The organism is Acinetobacter sp. SWAC5 (genome assembly GCF_003419885.1).
Lineage (GTDB): Bacteria > Pseudomonadota > Gammaproteobacteria > Pseudomonadales > Moraxellaceae > Acinetobacter > Acinetobacter cumulans.
In genome coordinates, this window is the sequence record NZ_QUWR01000013.1 from 77,382 (window position 1) to 98,276 (window position 20,895).

The 20,895-nt window shown below is 40.4% G+C and carries 21 protein-coding genes; 13 read left to right on the plus strand and 8 right to left on the minus strand.

The window, feature by feature from the left end; genetic code table 11:
• Positions 1–65: 65 nt before the first annotated feature.
• From DYI81_RS10895 to DYI81_RS10925, 7 genes are all read right to left on the minus strand, one after another.
• Positions 66–989, minus strand: a complete 924-nt coding sequence (locus DYI81_RS10895) for a CysB family HTH-type transcriptional regulator (protein WP_106985916.1) — start codon at positions 987–989, stop codon at positions 66–68.
• 52 nt (positions 990–1,041) lie between these two features.
• A complete protein-coding gene (locus DYI81_RS10900; protein ID WP_106985915.1) occupies positions 1,042–2,103 on the minus strand; it encodes a sulfate ABC transporter ATP-binding protein in 1,062 nt (353 codons plus the stop codon).
• Positions 2,104–2,114: 11 nt separating this feature from the next.
• The gene (cysW, locus tag DYI81_RS10905; RefSeq protein ID WP_117007510.1) at positions 2,115–3,002 is read right to left on the minus strand and encodes a sulfate ABC transporter permease subunit CysW; all 888 of its coding nucleotides are present in this window, start codon (positions 3,000–3,002) and stop codon (positions 2,115–2,117) included.
• The gene (gene cysT, locus DYI81_RS10910; protein ID WP_117007511.1) at positions 2,999–3,832 is read right to left on the minus strand and encodes a sulfate ABC transporter permease subunit CysT; all 834 of its coding nucleotides are present in this window, start codon (positions 3,830–3,832) and stop codon (positions 2,999–3,001) included. Before cysT ends, cysW begins: the two co-directional genes overlap by 4 nt.
• Positions 3,833–3,913: 81 nt before the next feature.
• On the minus strand, positions 3,914–4,519 hold the full coding sequence (locus DYI81_RS10915; protein ID WP_117007512.1) for an alpha/beta hydrolase: 606 nt from the start codon (positions 4,517–4,519) through the stop codon (positions 3,914–3,916).
• Positions 4,520–4,546: 27 nt separating this feature from the next.
• Positions 4,547–5,560 (minus strand): sulfate ABC transporter substrate-binding protein, encoded by a 1,014-nt coding sequence (locus DYI81_RS10920; protein WP_117007513.1) that lies wholly within the window; start codon positions 5,558–5,560, stop codon positions 4,547–4,549.
• A gap of 193 nt (positions 5,561–5,753) precedes the next feature.
• Positions 5,754–6,758 (minus strand): sulfate ABC transporter substrate-binding protein, encoded by a 1,005-nt coding sequence (locus tag DYI81_RS10925; RefSeq protein WP_106985910.1) that lies wholly within the window; start codon positions 6,756–6,758, stop codon positions 5,754–5,756.
• A 190-nt stretch (positions 6,759–6,948) separates the two neighbouring features.
• Between DYI81_RS10925 and pabC the strand changes: the two genes are divergently transcribed.
• From pabC to DYI81_RS10955, 6 genes are all read left to right on the plus strand, one after another.
• Entirely contained in the window at positions 6,949–7,776 is an 828-nt protein-coding gene (gene pabC, locus DYI81_RS10930; RefSeq protein WP_117007514.1) for an aminodeoxychorismate lyase, read from the plus strand.
• Entirely contained in the window at positions 7,763–8,815 is a 1,053-nt protein-coding gene (gene mltG, locus DYI81_RS10935; RefSeq protein ID WP_117007542.1) for an endolytic transglycosylase MltG, read from the plus strand. The genes pabC and mltG overlap by 14 nt, the downstream gene beginning before the upstream one ends.
• A 9-nt stretch (positions 8,816–8,824) precedes the next feature.
• A complete protein-coding gene (gene tmk / locus DYI81_RS10940) occupies positions 8,825–9,421 on the plus strand; it encodes a dTMP kinase (RefSeq protein WP_117007515.1) in 597 nt (198 codons plus the stop codon).
• 142 nt (positions 9,422–9,563) lie between these two features.
• Positions 9,564–9,989: a PaaI family thioesterase gene (locus DYI81_RS10945; RefSeq protein WP_117007516.1), complete on the plus strand. Its 426-nt coding sequence runs from the start codon at positions 9,564–9,566 to the stop codon at positions 9,987–9,989.
• 180 nt (positions 9,990–10,169) lie between these two features.
• Positions 10,170–11,138 (plus strand): hypothetical protein, encoded by a 969-nt coding sequence (locus DYI81_RS10950; protein ID WP_117007517.1) that lies wholly within the window; start codon positions 10,170–10,172, stop codon positions 11,136–11,138.
• A 5-nt stretch (positions 11,139–11,143) separates the two neighbouring features.
• Positions 11,144–12,022, plus strand: coding sequence for a histone deacetylase (locus tag DYI81_RS10955; RefSeq protein WP_117007518.1), 879 nt, complete (start codon positions 11,144–11,146; stop codon positions 12,020–12,022).
• Positions 12,023–12,111: 89 nt separating this feature from the next.
• Here DYI81_RS10955 and nadB read toward each other — a convergent pair whose 3' ends face one another.
• On the minus strand, positions 12,112–13,749 hold the full coding sequence (gene nadB, locus DYI81_RS10960) for an L-aspartate oxidase (protein ID WP_117007519.1): 1,638 nt from the start codon (positions 13,747–13,749) through the stop codon (positions 12,112–12,114).
• Positions 13,750–13,980: 231 nt separating this feature from the next.
• On the opposite strand from nadB, the gene DYI81_RS10965 reads away from it, so the two are divergent.
• From DYI81_RS10965 to era, 7 genes are all read left to right on the plus strand, one after another.
• On the plus strand, positions 13,981–15,366 hold the full coding sequence (locus DYI81_RS10965; RefSeq protein ID WP_117007520.1) for a Do family serine endopeptidase: 1,386 nt from the start codon (positions 13,981–13,983) through the stop codon (positions 15,364–15,366).
• Between the two features lie 131 nt (positions 15,367–15,497).
• Positions 15,498–15,974, plus strand: coding sequence for a thioesterase family protein (locus DYI81_RS10970; protein WP_117007521.1), 477 nt, complete (start codon positions 15,498–15,500; stop codon positions 15,972–15,974).
• A 155-nt stretch (positions 15,975–16,129) separates the two neighbouring features.
• The gene (lepA, locus tag DYI81_RS10975) at positions 16,130–17,947 is read left to right on the plus strand and encodes a translation elongation factor 4 (protein ID WP_106985900.1); all 1,818 of its coding nucleotides are present in this window, start codon (positions 16,130–16,132) and stop codon (positions 17,945–17,947) included.
• 23 nt (positions 17,948–17,970) lie between these two features.
• Positions 17,971–18,798, plus strand: coding sequence for a signal peptidase I (lepB, locus tag DYI81_RS10980; protein ID WP_117007522.1), 828 nt, complete (start codon positions 17,971–17,973; stop codon positions 18,796–18,798).
• Between the two features lie 21 nt (positions 18,799–18,819).
• On the plus strand, positions 18,820–19,191 hold the full coding sequence (locus DYI81_RS10985; RefSeq protein WP_117007523.1) for a DUF4845 domain-containing protein: 372 nt from the start codon (positions 18,820–18,822) through the stop codon (positions 19,189–19,191).
• Complete coding sequence (rnc, locus tag DYI81_RS10990) at positions 19,163–19,861, plus strand: ribonuclease III (protein WP_106985897.1); 699 nt, start codon at positions 19,163–19,165, stop codon at positions 19,859–19,861. Before DYI81_RS10985 ends, rnc begins: the two co-directional genes overlap by 29 nt.
• The gene (era, locus tag DYI81_RS10995) at positions 19,861–20,889 is read left to right on the plus strand and encodes a GTPase Era (RefSeq protein WP_106985896.1); all 1,029 of its coding nucleotides are present in this window, start codon (positions 19,861–19,863) and stop codon (positions 20,887–20,889) included. The genes rnc and era overlap by 1 nt, the downstream gene beginning before the upstream one ends.
• Positions 20,890–20,895: the final 6 nt, after the last annotated feature.

Here is a 20,895-nt window from a genome sequence, read left to right on the forward strand (position 1 = left end):
GCACAAAAAATTTTTTTTAAGATAAAAAAAGAGGCCGAAGCCTCTTTTTGTTTATGTTTTTATGTTTAATCTTCTGGGTAGGCGACTTTTTTCAGCGCTTTAATATCTGCATCAGGTGAGCAGAGTGAAATAAATTCATAACCATAGCCACGTAATAAATGACCTTTACGTACGGCAAGCCATGTGGTGTTGATACCAAAAATATCCGTTTCAATTTGTTTTAGGCGATAGTCGCGTTCATTGTCATAAGCAACATTGTTGACAATGCCCACACCCATGTTCAGCTCTACATAGGTTTTAATAACATCGGCATCGAGGGCAGACATTACGATGTCGACATCTAAGCCTGCATCATCAAAGGCTTGGTCAATTTTAGAACGACCTGTAAAGCCACCGTGATAAGTAATAATTGGATATTGGGCAAGGTCTTCAATTTGGATATTGTCTTGACTTGCCAATGGATGATTTTGTGGCGTAATGATACTGTGTTGCCAGTTATAGTAAGGCACACTTGCTAGATTACTTTCAGTTGTAAGTGATTCAGTTGCAATACCAATATCTGCTTCACCCTGTAACAGCATTTCTGTAATTTCGACTGGGCTTGCTTGTTGTAAAATCAAATGAACTTTAGGGAATTCTTTTTTAAATTGATTCACAATCGGCGGTAACACATAGCGCGCTTGGGTATGTGTGGTGGCAATGGTCAATGTACCTTCGTCTACTTTGTTAAAGTCATCGGCAAGGCGTTTAATATTATCGGCATCGACCAACATGCGTTCTACAATGCCAAGTAAAGCTTGGCCAGGCTCAGTTAAGCCTAAAAGACGCTTACCTTTACGAATAAAAAGTTGTACGCCAAGTTCATCTTCTAAATCTTTAATATGTTTACTTACGCCAGATTGTGAAGTGTAAAGCGCTGCTGAAGCTTCAGTAAGGTTAAAGCTTTGTCGAACGGTTTCACGAATAATTCTAAGTTGTTGGAAATTCATAATTCTGACTACCTCAAAAATGATGGGGCTTTCCTAGCCCCATCTATAAGTATTATGCGACTTGATTTTCAAATAAATGCAAAGCAGTAGCACTTAACCAAACCGTCTGATTTGGACGGAATTGGTGCAATTTTGCATCATCTGGTGTAAGGGTAATTTCAATTAAATTGCCTTGGCGATCTTGTAGTTCAGCCAGTACTTTGCCTGCAATCCATACTTCACGTAAGAACGTTGCTTGAATGGCATTGTCTTGAGGCTGTGCATGAATACGCAGTTCATCAGGACGGGCAAAGGCAATCACTGGGCCTTGTGGCGAATTTGGTGCTTGTGGCAATTGAATGCGGTCTTCACCAATTTGAATAATGCCATTGCTATTTTGACCTTCAAAACGGTTAGCTTGACCTAAAAAGTCGAACACAAACGGTGTTGCTGGTTTTTCGTAGACTTCACGTGGCGAACCAATTTGCTCAACATTACCTTTGTTCATCACAATAATTTGATCGGCAACTTCCAGAGCTTCCTCTTGGTCATGCGTTACAAAAATAGAGGTGATATGTAATTCATCATGAAGAGTACGCAACCAACGACGGAGTTCTTTACGTACTTTGGCATCGAGGGCACCAAATGGTTCGTCGAGTAAAAGTACACGTGGCTCAACAGCTAAAGCACGTGCCAAAGCAATACGTTGGCGTTGACCACCAGACAATTGAGCAGGATAACGATCCGCTAAGAAACCCAGTTGAACCAAATCAAGTAAACGCGTTACACGTTTTTTAATTTCAGCTTCAGAAGGGCGCGTAGCACGTGGGCGTACACGTAAGCCAAAGGCAATATTGTCAAATACAGTCATGTGGCGGAACAAGGCATAGTGCTGGAATACAAAACCAACTTCACGTTCACGAACGTGCACATTGGTCGCATCTTCACCTTCTAAAATCACTTGACCACCATCTGCAGATTCTAGACCAGCAATAATACGTAGCAGGGTTGTTTTACCACAGCCAGATGGGCCAAGGAGTGCAACCAATTGGCCATCTGGAAAATCGAGTGAAATATTTTTCAGCGCATGGAATGCACCAAAGTGTTTTTCAATATTTTTTACTTGAATACTCATGAGGTCATTCCTTAAGAAGCTGTTGAATCATTATTGCGTTTGTCTTGTTTCTCTTGGCGGATTTCAACCCATGTTTTTAAAATCAGGGTGATAATTGCCAGTAATGCCAAGAGAGATGAAACCGCAAAAGCTGCACTGAAGGTATATTCGTTATAAAGAATTTCGACGTGCAGGGGTAGGGTGTTAGTTTCACCACGAATATGACCAGAAACAACCGACACCGCACCAAACTCGCCCATTGCGCGTGCATTACACAGAATCACGCCGTAAATTAAGCCCCATTTGATATTTGGAAGTGTGACTTTCCAAAAGGTTTGCCAGCCTGAAGCACCAAGAACAATCGCAGCTTCTTCTTCTTCGGTACCTTGTGCTTCCATCAAAGGAATGAGCTCACGTGCAACAAAAGGTACTGTAATAAACACAGTGGCTAATACAATCGCAGGAACGGCATATAAAATTTTAATGTCGTTGTCCATGAGCCAGCCACCAAACCAGCCTTGAGTACCAAACATCAGTACCAGCATTAAACCTGCAATAACAGGCGATACTGAAAATGGCATATCAATAATGGTGGTTAAAATAGACTTACCACGGAAATTGAATTTAGCAACACACCACGCAGCAGCCACACCAAATACGACGTTCAATGGCACAGCAATTGCCGCCGTAAGCAAGGTGAGTTTAACTGCAGATAAAGTATCTGGATGAACCAAAGCTTGGAAATAGACACCGACCCCTTGCTTAAAGGCTTCAACGAATACCAGTACCAATGGCAACATTAAGCAGCTGGCAAAGAAAATCATGGCAATGATAATGAGTGTACGACGAACCCAAGTCGGTTCACGCGTTGCATCACGTGACTGCAATTTTTCAGCTAAAGCATTGCTGTTTACGTTCATCGTGCAGTTCTCCCTGTACGGCGGCTCGCCCAAGCTTGTACCAAGTTAATGAGGAACAAAATTGCAAACGAAATAACCAGCATAACGACAGCAATAGTCGTTGCACCTGCATAGTCATATTCTTCTAGGCGAGAAATGATCATTAGTGGCGCAATTTCCGTTTTGAACGGTTGGTTACCTGCAATAAAAATGACTGAACCGTATTCACCCACACCACGTGCAAATGCGAGTGCAAAGCCTGTAATAAGTGCTGGGAATAAAATCGGCAGAATCACTTTGGTCACAATCTGCAGACGGTTTGCACCTAAAGCAGAAGCAGCTTCTTCAAGCTCAGTTTCCAAGTCACTCAGTACAGGTTGTACGGTACGTACAACGAAAGGAATACCAATAAAAATTAAAGCGAGGGTAATACCAATCGGGGTATATGCCACTTTAATGCCAATGGGCTCAAGATACTGACCAATCCAGCCTGTTGGTGCATACAGCGACGTTAGGGCAATACCTGCAACTGCAGTTGGCAATGCAAAAGGTAAGTCAACTAAGGCATCAACAATACGTTTACCTGGGAAGGTATGGCGCACTAAGCACCAAGCCAACAATAAGCCAAATACGACATTGATTAAGGCCGCAATAATGGCGGCACTAAAGCTTAATTGTAAGGATTTTAAAATTCGCTCAGAACTTAAAATTTCCCAAAGACCGTCCCAACCAATACCTAACGATTTGATAAACACCGCAGATAAAGGAATGAGCACAATTAAAGACAAATACGCTAGGGTAAAGCCTAGAGACAGACCAAATCCTGGCAGCACTCGGGATCGCTGCGACATGATTACTCCTCAAAGAGAGAACGTTGACTGAAGTCAGTCAACAAAAATATGAAAAATTGGCTCAAGCATAAGTGGCGATGACTAAATTGCAAATTTAAAAAAATACTTGCTGTCATCAGCTTTACTGATATGTGGCATGGTTTTTTCTGAAACAAGATAGTTAAATACTTCAGGAAATGGCCCAAAACCAGACGCAACATTAATATGTCCTGCAAGTCCCGCATTGACTGGTGTCAATTGCCAAGATTTTGCCAGACGCTGTGCATCATCAAAAGCTAACCACGGATCATTTTCACTAATGATTAAAGTCGTTGGGACATGAATGCTTAATTGATGAAAATAAGCTTCATAGTCATTTTGACTATCACGAGCAAAACCAGCCTCACCAAAGCGAGCAGGGTTTGCTGGTGCAACCAGAATCAATTTTTTAATTTTTTGATTGAATTCTGGGTGCTGTGTAAGAGCAGCTACAGTGGTTAAGCATCCAAAGCTGTGCGCAACAATCTGAATTTGGTCTTGTATTGGAGCTACGGTTTGCACAAATTGTGCAATCCATTGCTCTAATATAGGTTGGTTCCAATCTTTTTGTTGTACACGTGAGCATGACATGAGCTGGCGTTCAAGCCAAGACTGCCAGTGATTGTATTCACTACCGCCTACACCAGGAACAACTACAGTATGCGTCATGTCTATACTCCTTATACGGTGTCGGAATTATTTTCCGTTATTCGTTTTTACGATTTGGTCAAAGATACCGCCATTATCAAAGTGGGCTTTTTGTACTTTGTCCCAGCCCCCAAACTCTTGATCAATCGTGACCAATTTGAGTGGTTTAAATACGTGACGGTATTGCGCTAAAGTTTTTTCATTACGTGGACGGTAGAAGTTTTCAGCTGCTAGTTGTTGTCCACGTGGTGAATACAAGAAATTTAAATAACCTTGTGCTAAATATTTATTGCCTTTTTTCTCTGCATTTTTTTCGGCAATTGCAACAGGTGGCTCAGCCAAAATAGACAATGATGGCGTTACGATTTCAAACTTGCCTGGTTGTTCACGAAGCGCCAAATATGCTTCGTTTTCCCAAGCTAGGAGTACATCGCCAATGCCACGTTCAGCAAAAGTTGTGGTTGCGCCACGTGCACCTGAGTCTAACACTTTCGTATTTTTATAAATTTGACGTACAAACTCTTGTGCTTTGGCATCATTACCACCTGCTTGGTGTTTTGCCCATGCCCATGCTGCTAAGTAGTTCCAACGTGCGCCACCCGAAGTTTTAGGGTTAGGTGTAATAATACCTACGCCTGGTTTAACTAAGTCGCCCCAGTCTTTAATAGCTTTTGGATTGCCTTTACGCACTAAGAACACAATAGTTGAGGTATATGGTGTGGCATTGTTTGGTAATTTTTTTTGCCAATCTTTTGGTAAGATTTTGGTTTTCTCTGCAATGACGTCAATATCGGCAGCTAAGGCTAAAGTTACAACATCAGCATCGAGGCCATCAATCACGGCGCGAGCTTGTTTGCCTGACCCACCATGAGATTGTTTGAAATTAATTTTTTGTCCTGTACGGCTTTCCCAGTATTTGCCAAAGTCTTTGTTTACCGCTTCATATAATTCGCGTGTCGGATCATAAGAAACATTTAAAAAGTCTTTGGCAGCAGCACCTAAAGAAAATGTTGATACTGCGAGGGCGATTACCCCAAGTTTCAATTGTGCTGAAAAGCGCATACAGACCTCAATTTTTTGAATGTTTATCAATGCAGAGAAGAATAGCGCCAATCTTTATGCATAAAAAATAATAAAAAATGAATTTAATATGAAATTATAAGATAAGTGTGCTGAAGGCATGACTAACAAAAACAGCAATCCGAAGATTGCTGCTGTTTGATATAAAAATAAGCGTTTGAATATCGAATAAAAATTATTTTGCGCTGTTGGTTTTTACGATTTGATCAAATATACCGCCGTTATCAAAATGTTTTTTCTGTACTTTAGACCAGCCACCAAATTCTTTATCAATGGTGACTAACTTTAATGGCTTAAATACAGACGTGTATTTGGCAGCTACAGCGCTATTACGTGGGCGATAGTAGTTGTTTGCTGCAATGGTTTGACCCGCTGGTGAGTACAAGTAGTTAAGATAAGCTTTGGCTAAATTCAGATTGCCATCTTTTTCGGCATTTTTCTCTACAATAGCCACAGGTGGCTCAGCCAAAATAGACAAAGACGGTGTCACGATTTCAAACTTACCCGGCTGTTCACGTAGTGCAAGGAAGGCTTCATTTTCCCAAGCTAGGAGTACATCCCCAATACCACGCTCAGCAAATGTAGTGGTAGCACCACGTGCACCTGAGTCTAGCACTTTGGTGTTTTTATAAATTTGACGTACAAACTCTTGTGCTTTGGCATCATTACCGCCTGCTTGGTGTTTTGCCCATGCCCATGCTGCTAAGTAGTTCCAACGTGCACCACCGGATGTTTTAGGGTTAGGTGTAATGATGGCTACGTCATTTTTAACCAAATCACCCCAGTCTTTAATGCCTTTCGGGTTGCCTTTACGCACTAAAAAGACAATGGTTGAAGTATAGGGTGTTGAGTTATTTGGAAATTTCTTTTGCCAATCTTTAGGCAATAAATTTGAGTTTTCTGCAATGGCATCAATATCGGCAGCGAGCGCTAAAGTAACGACATCAGCACCTAGGCCATCAATTACAGAACGAGCTTGTTTGCCAGAACCACCATGTGATTGTTTATATGTAATATCTTGGCCAGTTTTCTTTTTCCAATACTCACCGAAGTCTTTGTTAAAGTTATCATATAGTTCGCGTGTCGGATCGTATGAAACGTTGAGAAAGTCTTTTGCTAAAGCGCTGAATGACGTCGCTGAAATGAGTGCCGCCAATACCCCAATTTTAAGTGTATGCATGATTATTTATCCTTTGGATTTTGATTTATCAGATAGCTTGGGTGCAGAATATCTGCTGATTGTTTTTAGAAAAAATAATAAGAAATGCATTTGATATCTGTAAAAATGCAATACCAATAAACACTAGGAATTGTGACTCACAATTTTTAAACTAGGCGCAAAATTAAGTTGCTAAGGCGGGGCGTAGTGCATGCTGTGTTTTAAAAATGGGGCAGAACAGGCAACAATTGCTTTGTCGGATCGTGCTTTTCATTATGGGGATGGTTGCTTTAGTACCGCGCGTTTACGTGAAGGGCAACTTGAATTACACGATTTACACTGGGCACGTTTACAACATGCCAATGAGCGATTAGGGCTAAACGCAGATTTATCACTTATTTTAAAAACATTAGCATTAATTGTTCAGGCAAATGCAAAAGCGTCGGGCACAGTCAAAATTGTGTTGAGCCGTGGTGAAGGACAGCGAGGTTATAGTTGGCCACAGCACCCTGCAGATGTATGGCTGTTTTATTATCCTAAAGCGCAAACTAATTTTGAATACGACATCATTAAAAGTGGTGTATTGGAGCAGGCGATAGGGCTGAGTATGCCTAATTTGGCGGGTCTTAAAACATTGAATCGCTTAGAGCAAGTATTGCTTAAACAAGAGGCCGATCAAAGCAATTGGAGTGAAGCACTCGTTTTAGATATACAAGGGACAGTTGTTGAAGGTGTGAGCAGTAATTGTTTTATTCGTATAAACGATTCATGGATTACGCCAGAACTTCGTTATAATGGCGTACATGGTGTAATGCGGGCAGCCATCTTAATGCGTATGCAACAATCTGGCGTTCAGTGTGTGCAACGCTCAATAGATATGAGTGAGATAGTAAATATTCAAAGCTTATTTTTTTGCAATGCCTTACACCCAATGAAAATTGTTTCACACTTAAATGCGACACCTTTAGATGTTCAGGCCTGTACTGAATTGTTTCATATCCTTCAATTAAATCAGATTCATGAATATGTCATCCGCTAAGCCAAAATCTAAAAATAAAAAGCCACAGCCTGCTTCTAAAAAGCCAAAAGTCATTTTACTTGTGCTTTTGCTCATGGCTGTGATGCTCTGTGCTGTACTATGGTCGAGCTTGTTTAAGTCTTATCCAATTGAGGGTAAAAAACAGATGCTCGCCATTGGTCAGGGCGATACATATTCAGGTTTTATCGATCGATTGGTGAAGGAAGATAAAGCTAGTTTTCCAATTGTTTTGAAGCTGTATCAAAAATTGATGATACACGACACCTTAAAAGCGGGTGTATATGAAGTGCGTGAAGGTATGAGCATTCGCGAAGTTATGCAAATGATTTCAAATGTTGATAATGCTCAAATGAATCGCATTTTAGTCATTGAAGGCACAACCTTTAAACAATTGATTGAAGCACTAAAAAAAGATCCATTGGTACAACATGATGTATCTCATTTATCTCAAGCTGAGCTGTTAAAGGCATTAGATATTCCTTTTGACCATCCTGAAGGCTTATTCGCACCAGATACTTATTTCTTTGCCAAAGGTGAGTCGGATAAAAAGATTTTAAAAGACTTATACAGCCGTCAAATGAAAGCTTTAGATCAAGCTTGGGCGAATCGTGCAACAGATTTGCCATATAAAGATAAATACGAAGCGCTGGTAATGGCATCCATTATTGAAAAGGAAACCAGCCTCGACAGTGAGTTAGAACAGGTGTCAGGTGTATTTGTACGCCGTTTAAAATTAGGCATGCGTTTACAAACCGACCCAACCGTGATTTATGGCATGGGTGATAAATATACAGGCAATATTACCCGTCAGGATTTGCGTACGCCAACGCCGTATAATACCTATACCATGAGTGGCTTACCGCCAACGCCAATTGCTTTACCAAGTAAAAAAGCCATAGAAGCGGCTATGCATCCAGATGCTGCAGACAATATTTACTTTGTTGCAACTGGCAATGGTGGGCATAAATTTAGCGCAAATTTGCAAGATCATAATCGCGCAGTGCAAGAGTATCTTGCTGTGATACGTTCGAAGAAATAAGGAGTGAGCATGTTTATCAGTTTTGAAGGTACTGAAGGGGTTGGTAAAACCACGCTCATTCGTAAAATCTATGAGCACTTTCAAAGCCAAGCTCAAGATGTGATTCTTACACGTGAGCCAGGGGGTACACCTATGGCAGAGCAGATTCGTGGCTTACTTTTGGCAGTAAATCACGAAGAGCAAATGTGTAATGATACTGAGCTTCTACTGATGTATGCCGCACGTGCGCAACATATTGCACAAGTGATTATGCCAGCATTAGAAGCAGGGAAAATCGTACTTTGTGATCGTTTTACTGATGCAAGTTTTGCTTATCAATGTGCAGGCCGAGGTTTAAGTGAAAGCAAACTACAGATGCTAAATGAGCATTTTGTTAGTCGTATGCCCGATGTCACATTTTGGTTAGATGCGCCTATTGAGTTGGGTATGGATCGTGCACGAGCACGTGGTGCGCTGGATCGTTTTGAGCAAGAGAAAGTCACTTTCTTTGAGAAAGTAAGGTCTGGTTATGCAAGTTTGGCAATGCGTGAACCACAGCGTGTGAAACGCTTAGATGCGACACAAAGCCCTGAACATGTTTTTACACAAGCAATGAACTACTTATAAGTTTTGCATAGATCTGTGACCATGTATGAATAATACTGCGATGACTGGATAAATAAATTCACTACACTTGTCCAAATGGTCATAGTTTTCACCAGCAAACTACTTTAAAAATCATCCATTACATCGTGATGGGTGATTTTTAATGTCTGTGAAACTGGAAGAGGTGGTTCAATTTTTATCATTGGTCTATCCGCCGAGTTTAGAAAAGTGTGAAATTTTGGCTGTAGATGAACGTTCATCTTCCGTATTGTGGAAAGTGAGTAGCATTGATATTCGCCCAGGCGGAACCATTTCAGGACCCACCATGATGGCATTGGCCGATCTTGCAATGTATGTGGCCATTTTGGGAGAAATTGGTTTAGTGGGGCTGGCTGTCACCACAAATATGAACATTAACTTTTTACGCAAGCCTACTGGGGGATTAAATTTGCGGGCTGAATGCCGCTTAATCAAATTAGGTAAAGTATTGGTTGTGGGAGAGGTGTGGATTTATTCAGTTGATTCAGAAGATCCCGTCGCGCATGTCACAGGAACATATTCGATCCCTCCAACACGTGAGGCTGAATAAAGACTAATCATGTAAATGAAAAATGCGCATGACCATTTGTCGAATATAAATGCCAACTTTATTGCAATTGTTGGTGTTTATGTTGGCTACTAGGCGGGAAAATGGACTGACATACAAAATACTTATGTTGCAAAAAAAAATAAAAAATATAATAAAAACAGTTAGACAGGAATAATAAAAATGGCAGATAAAGATCATGAAGTCCTTCAGCTTTTCACTTCTCGTGTACATCCTTTGTCTGTAAAACTGAGTGAAATGCTCAATGAACATTATTCACATCAAAGTGAACGTCGTGGTTGTGGCTATACTCAGGCCACACGTGTGCTCGCTGAGTATGTAAATACCGCACGAGATATCGCAGATTATCAAGATTTAAAGTTATTTGAGACATGGGAAGCTAAAAACTTACGCCAGTTAAAAGACCAAAGTAGTTCGTATCAGCTAGAGGTCAATGACTGGCATAATCTGGATCAAAATCTGCAAGTTCAACAATTCTTAGCACATGCGCCAGACTCGGATTATAAGCAACAATTACAAGCGGAATATCAGCGTCAAAAGGCATTACGTGGACTGAGTCAACATGCACAGCTAGAGGAAAGTAAGCTCATTTGCGATTTAATTGAGGATGTCATTTTGCCTAAGACCCGTGATGGAACTGGGGTGGTTGAATTAAAAAATCGGAGTGAAAAGCCTAAAGTGGGTTCTTGCCCAATGGCAGAGAATTTTTTTCTAAAAATTGCACATCGTAGAGTATTAAGACAGGGTGAAATTAATATTTTTATTGATGAACAGGGGGAGCCTCTACTCATGGAAAAAATGAATATGGGAGATAATCACTCTTGTATTAGTTTGCGCCCAGTGATTATGAACGGAGTACGACTTCCTGCGGGTTCTTTATTTTCAGTAGATTATGACATTACGCAGATTGCGCAAAAAATTCCAAACCAAGAATATAGTGGCTATATCATTCCACATAATGCCATTGATGGTTTCTGGTTTTTAAGATTAACTACTTTGGCTGTTTCTCCAGTACATCGAAAACGAGCGTTTAGTACGCATTTTGAACAGCAAGTGGCCAATGGGTTATTTAGCCCAGGGACCACAGAGTTACAACAATTAATGGATGTTGCTTTAGCACAATTGGAATAATTTGCATGTTAAATGTCTGCTATTCAGCTCAGTATGTGGCACATACACATACCAATAGTATGGAAAAGCTTAAAGCGGTTGCAGATGCATTGGGGACATGGCCTAATATTCGTTTCCACAGGCCAGAAGTTCTGGATATAGAAATTTTAAAACAGTTACATGACCCAATTTATGTTGATGCTGTTAATACTGGAATACCTGAAAAATTAGCCACATTTTCTGGTTTTAAACCGTGGAATACACAGCTACGTGATGCAGTACTCAATATTAATGCAGGGCAAATTTTGGCTGCAGAACTGGCATGGAAAAATGGTATTGCTGCCAATATCGCACAAGGATTTCATCATGCGATGCCTGAATTTGGTGGGTCATTTTGCACATTTAATGGTTTGGCACTGGTTGCACAGCAGTTTCCCAATAAAAGAATATTTGTTTTAGATTGTGATCAACACGGTGGAGACGGTACTGCTGAATTTACGCGACGCTTCAGTCATCTATTTAACTTTAGTATTTATGGCTTAATTTTTGGTTGCCCTACATATCCACGTTCCGTGACACGGCATGTTCATAAAGATAAAGGCAGTTTTGCACAATATACGCTGGCCGTGCATGAGGCTTTTCAAATGGCAAAAGACTGGGGAGCGGACTTAATTGTGTATCAAGCAGGGATGGATTGTCATCAAGCAGATCCTTTTGGTTCTTCATGGTTCAGTACTGAACTCATTCAAAAGCGTGAAGAAATGGTGTTTAAACTCGCGCATCGCAGTCAAATACCCATGATGTTTGTATTAGCAGGTGGCTATCAAAAATTAGAAGATTTGGTGCAATTACACTTATTGAGCTTTCGGGCTGCTCAAGAGGCTTATGGAATTCATCATCCATAGCAGGCTGAAAATCGGGTAAATATCAGGCCGTGTAAGCCACGACCTGATGCGTTTTTTTATTAAAATCGTTTGCAATGATTTACATTGTTTTAGTCTTCGTTCACCAGTGGGCAATCGACTTGGAAATTAGGAGGTGCTAAAACGGTTTTACGTAATTCAGGAGCCAAATCTGGATAATCAAGTGTAAAGTGTAATCCACGAGATTCTTTACGTTCCATCGCACAGCGTACAATCATTTCCGAAACTAAAACCAAATTGCGTAATTCAATCAGGTTTTTACTGACTTGATAGTCTTGATAGTATTCTGTGATTTCATGGTTAAGCATTTCAATTCGATGCAAAGCACGTTGCAAACGCTTGGTCGTACGTACAATCCCCACATAATTCCACATGGTTTGACGTAATTCATCCCAGTTTTGCAAGATCACGACATCTTCATCAGGATTGGTAACTTGAGAATCATCCCAAGCAGGAACTTCAGGAGAAACATACTCAGGCTGTAGATGCGTTTCAATATGTTTGGCAGCGGCCATACCGTAGACAAAGCATTCTAAAAGTGAGTTACTTGCCATACGGTTGGCGCCATGTAAGCCCGTATAAGATGTCTCACCAATTGCATATAATCCTGCAATATCTGTTTCGCTATTTTCGTCAACCACCACACCACCACAGGTATAGTGGGCAGCAGGTACCACAGGAATCATATCTGTAGTAATGTCGATGCCTAATTCCAATAGACGCTCATAGAGTGTCGGGAAGTGTTCTTTGACAAAATCAGCAGGTTTATGGCTAATGTCAAGCCAAACATGACGTATGCCTAAACGTTTAATTTCATAATCGATTGCACGTGCGACAATATCACGTGGTGCGAGTTCGGCACGCTCATCAAAACGGAGCATAAAGCGTTCGCCATCTGGAAGGCGTAAATATGCACCTTCACCACGCATGGCTTCTGTAATTAAAAAAGAACGTGCTTGAGGATGGTATAAGCAGGTCGGATGAAATTGGTTAAATTCCATATTTGCGACACGACAACCCGCACGATATGCCATCGCAATGCCATCACCTGTCGCAATGTCTGGGTTTGAGGTATACAAATAAGCTTTCATTGCACCACCACATGCCAGTGCGGTAAATGGTGCAAGGAACGTGTGGACTTGATTATTTTGATCGTCTAAAGCATATAGGCCTAAAGCTCGATGCTTACCTGCAAGGCCAAGCTTCTGCGAAGTAATTAAATCAATCGCAATATAGTTTTCAAAAATATGAATATTTTGTTTTTCTTGTGCCCGTTGTACTAAGGTAGTCGAGATTGCGCGCCCTGTCGCATCTGCAGCATGAATAATACGACGCTGTGAATGGCCACCCTCACGGGTTAAGTGTAATTGTTCATCCTGATCTAGGGTGAATTGCACACCATGATCGAGTAGAAAATCGACGGAGGGTTTACCGCCCTCTACCGTCTGTTTGACTGCATCACGTTCACATAAATATGCACCAGCAATCATGGTGTCATCAATATGTTGTTCAAGTGAGTCGGTTTTATCTAGTACTGCAGCCACACCGCCTTGTGCATAATAAGTGCTGGCATCGGTGAGTGTCGATTTAGCCAAAACTGCAATATTAAAATGTGCGGGTAATGACAAGGCCAAACTCAGGCCAGCACCACCGCTACCTACAATAATTACATCAAAATGATGTGTTGTTTCTAAATTAGGCATATCCATTAAGCTAATTTGAAAAAAGTTTGGTAATAACAGCGCTTTTTAATCAAAAAGGCAAGCCTTTGTTGATTGAAAAATGATGAATATTATTCATACACCGTGTGTTTTTAAGGAATAATTAAGCTATTGTTTATTAGGATGTATATCTAAACATATTGTTACGAATGAAGCTTTTACTTTGTGATAAAAACAATTTTATTTCAAAACTTCAATAAAAAGGGATGCATACTTGTTATGAAAAACCAATACCTACAAAAAGGATTATACGCGGCGGTTTTCACTGTAGCGGCGACGCAAGTTCAAGCGGCGGCACCTGTCGATTTTTCCAATTTGGTAGAGCAGGTCAGTCCTGCTGTGGTCAGTGTGAATGTAGTTAAAAAGTTAAGTCAAGAAGAACTACTACAACAGCAAGTCCCTGAGATTTTGAAGCGTTTTTTCGGTAATCAAGTTATTATTCCGCAGCAACGTATGCCACAAGAAAAAACTGCGTATGGTAGTGCGTTTTTTATCAGTAAAGATGGTTATTTACTCACGAACCACCATGTTGTGGAAGATGCATCTAAAGTCACCATTGTATTGAATGACCGCCGTGAAATTGATGCCAAAGTAGTTGGTAGTGATGAACGTACCGATGTGGCTTTATTAAAAGTTACAGGGACTAATTTTCCTGAACTACGCACGGGGAATGTTGAGCAATTAAAAGTGGGTGAGCCAGTTTTAGCAATTGGATCGCCATTCGGATTTGATTATTCAGCATCTGCAGGTATTGTCAGTGCAAAAATGCGTAATATGATGGGGGAAACCTCAGTACCATTTATTCAAACAGATGTCGCGCTAAATCCAGGTAACTCAGGTGGTCCATTGTTTAACCAGCGTGGAGAAGTCGTGGGTGTGAACTCACGTATTTTTAGTGGAACGGGTGGTTATATGGGCTTGTCATTCTCTATTCCTATTGATGTTGCAATGGATGTCGCAGAGCAATTGAAAAAGAACGGTAAAGTTACGCGAACTTATTTAGGGGTGAGTTTGCAAGATATTGACCGTAATTTAGCAGAGTCTTATAACTTATCTAAACCTGAAGGTTCTTTAATTACTCAAGTCACTCCAAATTCTCCAGCTGCTCGAGCAGGATTAAAAGCGGGTGATGTCATCTTAAAATTAGATGGTGCACCAATTTCAAGAACTTCTGATTTATTAAATAACTTGAATCGATCTGTGCCAAATCAAACGATTCAATTAGAAGTATTACGTGATGATAAGCGCCGTAATATTAGTGCGACTTTAGTGGTTGCTCCAGATGATACACCTGCACAATCACAAAATAAGGCACCGGTAAGTAAAGGGCCAGTTTTGGGAGTGAGTATTCGCAATTTAACCGAAGCTGAATTAAGCCGTTTAGATGTTAAGGGTGGTGTTTTAATTCAGGATGTCTTACGAGATGGTATTGCTGCCCAAGCGAAAATTTTGCCAGGCGATGTGGTGACACAGCTAAACAATAAGACCATTAATAATGCCAATGATTTTGTATCAGCCGTTTCTGAGCTGAAAAAAGGAACGATTGCACGAGTGGCGATTATTCGTGAAGGGCAACGTGCAATCGTTGGAATGCGTATTCAATAAAAAACTGGTTATTGATGAATGCATAGCTAAAAACCGTTTCGAAAGAAACGGTTTTTTAATATTTGGTCATTTACCTATATGTGTTTTACCGTAGACTGTAGGGATCTTGAAAAGTAAAAATGAAGGCCAACATGAGTACCCCATTTGATTTAAAACTGACAGTACAGCCAGAACATATAGATGTATTGGGTCACGTCAATAATGTGGTGTATGTAAGTTGGATGCAAGATGTAGCAACAGCGCATATCGAAGCTTTAGGTTTAGGTTTAAATGAATATTTGGCTTTAAAACATGCCATGGTTGCGGTAGAACATCATGTTCAATATCGCAAAGCTGCGATGTTGGGGGATGAAATTATTTTGCGAACATGGCTTAGTGATATTAATGCGCTGTATTCATATCGCCAATATATGTTTTATCGACCAAAGGATCGTGCAATTTTGTTTATGGGCAATACGCAATGGGCTTGTATTGAAATTGCCACAGGTCGACCAAAACGTTTATCTCCTTCATTTACCCAAGCTTATCAGCCGCTAGATGCAGATCAAAATCCAACGGACTTTCAGCAGTATCATACAGAGGATATGACTGGGGAACATACAAGTTAGGTTCATTGTTTAGCTGGGTTAGAAATGCACGCAAACGAGTTCATTATTTTCGATACTTTAAAAAAACCATCTGCTATAATCCACGGCAATTTCTATTCGGCTTTTGTTATGCATGAGATTTAATGCATAGCGTTTTATTTTGTTCAAGGTAGCCCATGGCGCAAGCTAAAAAATCTGTTGATATTAAAAACATTCGTAACTTCTCGATTATTGCGCATATCGACCACGGTAAGTCGACGCTTGCCGATCGATTTATTCAAACGTGTGGCGGTTTACAAGATCGAGAAATGCAAGCGCAAGTCCTCGACTCTATGGAGCTTGAGCGTGAGCGTGGCATTACCATTAAAGCTGCCTCAGTTACCTTGTACTACACACATCCAAATGGCGAAGAATACCAGCTGAACTTTATTGACACACCAGGACACGTGGATTTCTCGTATGAGGTTTCACGTTCACTTGCTGCGTGCGAAGGTGCATTGTTGGTTGTAGATGCTGCACAAGGTGTAGAAGCACAATCAGTAGCAAACTGCTATACCGCTATTGAGCAAGGGTTAGAAGTTCTTCCTGTTCTAAATAAAATTGATTTACCACAGGCAGAGCCAGAACGTGTAATTCAAGAAATTGAAGACATTATTGGCGTGGAAGCAACCGATGCGCCAACATGCTCAGCAAAAACAGGCCTAGGCATTGAAGGCGTGCTTGAGCGTTTGGTAGATGTGATTCCAGCGCCACAAGGCGATCGAAATGCACCATTACAAGCATTGATCATTGACTCTTGGTTTGATAACTACTTAGGTGTTGTCTCGCTGGTACGAATTAAAGAAGGTCGTGTGCGTAAAGGTGACAAAATGTTGATGAAATCAACAGGTCAAACGCACATTATTACTTCTGTGGGTGTGTTTAATCCAAAACATACCGAAACTGACATCCTAGAAGCGGGTGAAGTTGGTTTCGTTATTGCGGGTATTAAAGACATCTTTGGTGCACCAGTAGGTGATACCATTACTTTGGCAAGCACACCAGATGTTGCAATTTTGCCTGGTTTTAAAAAGGTGAAGCCACAGGTTTATGCAGGTTTATTCCCAATTGATGCCAGCGAGTTTGAACCATTCCGTGAAGCATTGCACAAGCTACAAATTAATGACTCAGCGTTGTTCTTTGAACCAGAAAGCTCAGATGCTTTAGGTTTTGGTTTTCGTTGTGGCTTCTTAGGTATGCTACACATGGAAATCGTACAAGAGCGTTTAGAACGTGAGTACGATTTAGACCTTATTTCTTCAGCGCCTACAGTAATTTATGAAGCGGTCATGAAAAATGGTCAAACCATTTACATTGATAGCCCATCTAAAATGCCGGATGGTTCGACAGTAGAAGACCTGCGTGAACCGATTGCAGAATGTCATATCTTAGTTCCACAAGAGTACTTGGGTAATGTAATGACATTGTGTGTAGAGCGCCGTGGTGTGCAAAAAGACATGAAGTTTATGGCGAACCAAGTGTCAATTACCTTTGAAATTCCGATGGCTGAAGTTGTCATGGACTTCTTTGATAAGTTGAAATCATGCTCACGTGGTTTTGCATCACTTGATTATAACTTTGTTCGTTTCGAGTCTTCATCTTTAGTTAAGGTTGATGTGTTAATTAATGGTGATAAGGTAGATGCTTTAGCAATGATTTGTCATCGTCAAGATGCACGTCATCGTGGTATTGCATTGGTTGAGAAAATGAAAGACTTGATTCCACGTCAAATGTTTGATGTGGCAATCCAGGCGGCCATTGGTGCTCAAATCATTGCTCGTTCAACCGTAAAAGCAATGCGTAAAAACGTATTGGCAAAATGTTATGGCGGCGACGTATCACGTAAGAAAAAGCTTTTATCGAAGCAGAAAGAAGGTAAGAAACGTATGAAACAAGTGGGTAGTGTTGAAATCCCACAAGAAGCGTTCCTTGCAGTATTGAAAGTAGAAAGATAATAAAGACAGAGGTCATTTAGCTCATGGATTTTGATTTTAATTTAATCCTTGTACCAGTTACATTAATTTTCTTTTTAGTGTGGCTGTTGGATAAACTGGTTTGGAAACAAAGACAAACCAAGGGCAAGGGTAATGAAAATGTCATCATTACATGGGCTTATGATTTTTGGCCTGTATTAGCCGTTGTACTTATTCTGCGTTCATTTTTATATGAACCATTTAATATCCCTTCGGACTCTATGGTACCAACCTTAGAAACAGGTGATTTTATTTTGGTGAATAAGTTTGAATACGGTGTACGCTTACCAATCGTGAATAAGAAAATTATTAACGTAGGCGAGCCAGAGCGTGGCGATGTCGTGGTCTTCCGTTATCCACCACAACCAACAATTAGTTATATTAAGCGTATTGTGGGTTTGCCAGGGGATCATATTGTATATGATCATGGGCAGTTGATTATTAATGGTCAAAAGGTTCCAAAAGTTCCGACTGAATTTAGTCGAGACAAAGATAGTTTAGATACACCAACGTCTATTTATCATAAAGAAACTTTAGGTACGCATACATTTACGATGCGTGAACTTGAAGGGGTGAATGTTGCGCGTCAAGCACCGTTTATCAACTATGTTGACAATGGTAAGTATGCCAATGAAAATGGTTTATATTGGGAAGTGAAAGTGCCAGAAGGTCATTACTTTGCGATGGGGGATAATCGTGATCAAAGTGCTGACAGTCGTTTTTGGGGCTTTGTACCAGAAGAGAACTTAACAGGTCGTGCATTCTACAAATGGATGCATAAAGAGCCTGGCTTTAAAATCCCATCATTTGGTCGAAATGGTGCGATCGATTAATATGTCTTTAGGAAAATAAAAATGCGACATCAAAAAGGGGCGTCTTATATTGCAATTCTATTTGCAGTCATAGGTATTGCATTTATTATTAAAATTGCAGTTGCTGTTTGGGGACCATATTTAGATGATCGATTGATTAATAATCAAATCGAAGAGCAATTGTTAAATGGGCAAAAAAACCTTGCACCTGCTAAATTTGTTCAAGAGATGGATCGTCGGTTATCAATGAACAACATAAGAGATGTTAAGTTTGCGGATATTGCTCAAGTCACAAATGTAAGTGGTATCCAAGTAAATAAAGATTATGAGATAAGAAAGCCATTCTTATTGAATATAGATATTGTGTTAAAGTTCGAGAAACGTTTTGATCAAAGCTCAGTCCAAGCTAAATGAGGCCCGTTTAGCGAGTCGAATCGGTTATCAGTTTAAACAGCCTGAATTGCTGAAACTGGCGTTGACCCACCGATCGGTGAGCCACAAATACAACTATGAACGCTTAGAATATCTAGGCGATTCATTGTTGGGTATGATAATTGCCAATTATCTATACCACGCTTATCCTGATGAAAATGAAGGGCGTTTAACGCGTATGCGTGCAACGCTTGTACGTCAGGAAGCACTTGGTAAAATTGCTAACGATTTAAAACTCAGCCAAAACTTAATTTTAAGTACGGGTGAGTTGAAATCTGGCGGTCATCATCGTGAGTCTATACTGGCAGATACGGTAGAAGCGATTATTGGTGCAATCTATGTGGATTGCCAAGACCTGAAGGTTTTAGAGCCAATCGTGCTGAAATGGTATGTACCTTATTTAGACCACATTGAACCAACAGATCAATTGAAGGATCCAAAATCGCGATTGCAAGAATATTTACAAGCACGTAAAAAGCCTCTCCCGGTTTACGATGTGATAGATATTCAAGGTGATGCTCCAAATCAGCATTTCAAAGTTGAATGTATTGTTGAGGGTATTGCTGTGCAATATGGTGAAGGATCAAGTCGTCGTTTTGCTGAACAAGCAGTGGCGGCTGATATTTTAAAAATTTTGGAGCAAAAGTCTTAATGACTACTCATTCCGATCACGTTGATGCTGATCACGAGTCGCAAAGCGACAGTAACGATTTAATTAGTCAGTTTTTTAGTGCCCAAGGTACTGAAATTCCGTCAGACTTCAAAAGTGGTTTTGTGGCGATTGTTGGTCGTCCAAACGTAGGTAAGTCGACATTAATGAACCATATTTTGGGTCAAAAATTGTCTATTACTTCACGTAAGCCACAAACTACACGACATAAAATTGTTGGTATTGATACGCGAGAAAAATCTCAGGCTGTATTTGTGGATACACCAGGGATGCATAAAAAAGAAGTTCGCGCTATCAATAAAATGATGAACCGTGCGGCGCATTCGGCACTGCGTGACGTTAACCTTGTGTTATTCGTGATTGACGCAGATAAGTGGACTCAAAACGATGATTTAGTTTTGGAAAAACTTAAAAATGCAGATATGCCTGTGCTTCTTGTGATCAATAAAATTGATACGCTAGAAAACAAGAACCACGCATTACCATTGATTCAAGAACGTGCAAAACTGATGAATTTTGCGGAAATTGTTCCTGTATCAGCATTACGTGGTGCAAACTTAGATCACCTGCGTGACACAATTGAAAAGTATTTGCCATTCCAGCCACCACTGTATTCAATGGATCAAATTACAGATCGTTCAGAGCGCTTCCTTGCATCTGAAGTGATTCGTGAAAAGATTATGCGTCAATTGGGTGAAGAACTTCCGTATGATTTAACGGTTCAAATTGAATCATTTAAAACAGAAGAAGCAACCATCAATCCAAAAACAGGTCGTCCGAAGGCGGCATGTACTTATATTGATGCAACTATTTTTGTGGATCGCCCAGGTCAAAAAGCCATTGTGATTGGTGAAAAAGGCGCGAAGCTGAAAAAAATTGGTATGGATGCACGTGTGGACATGGAAAAAATGTTCGAACAAAAGATCATGCTAACACTGTGGGTTAAGGTGAAAGGCGGTTGGTCTGATGATGAGCGTGCATTAAAAAGCTTAGGATATAGCGATATCTAAAGTTTA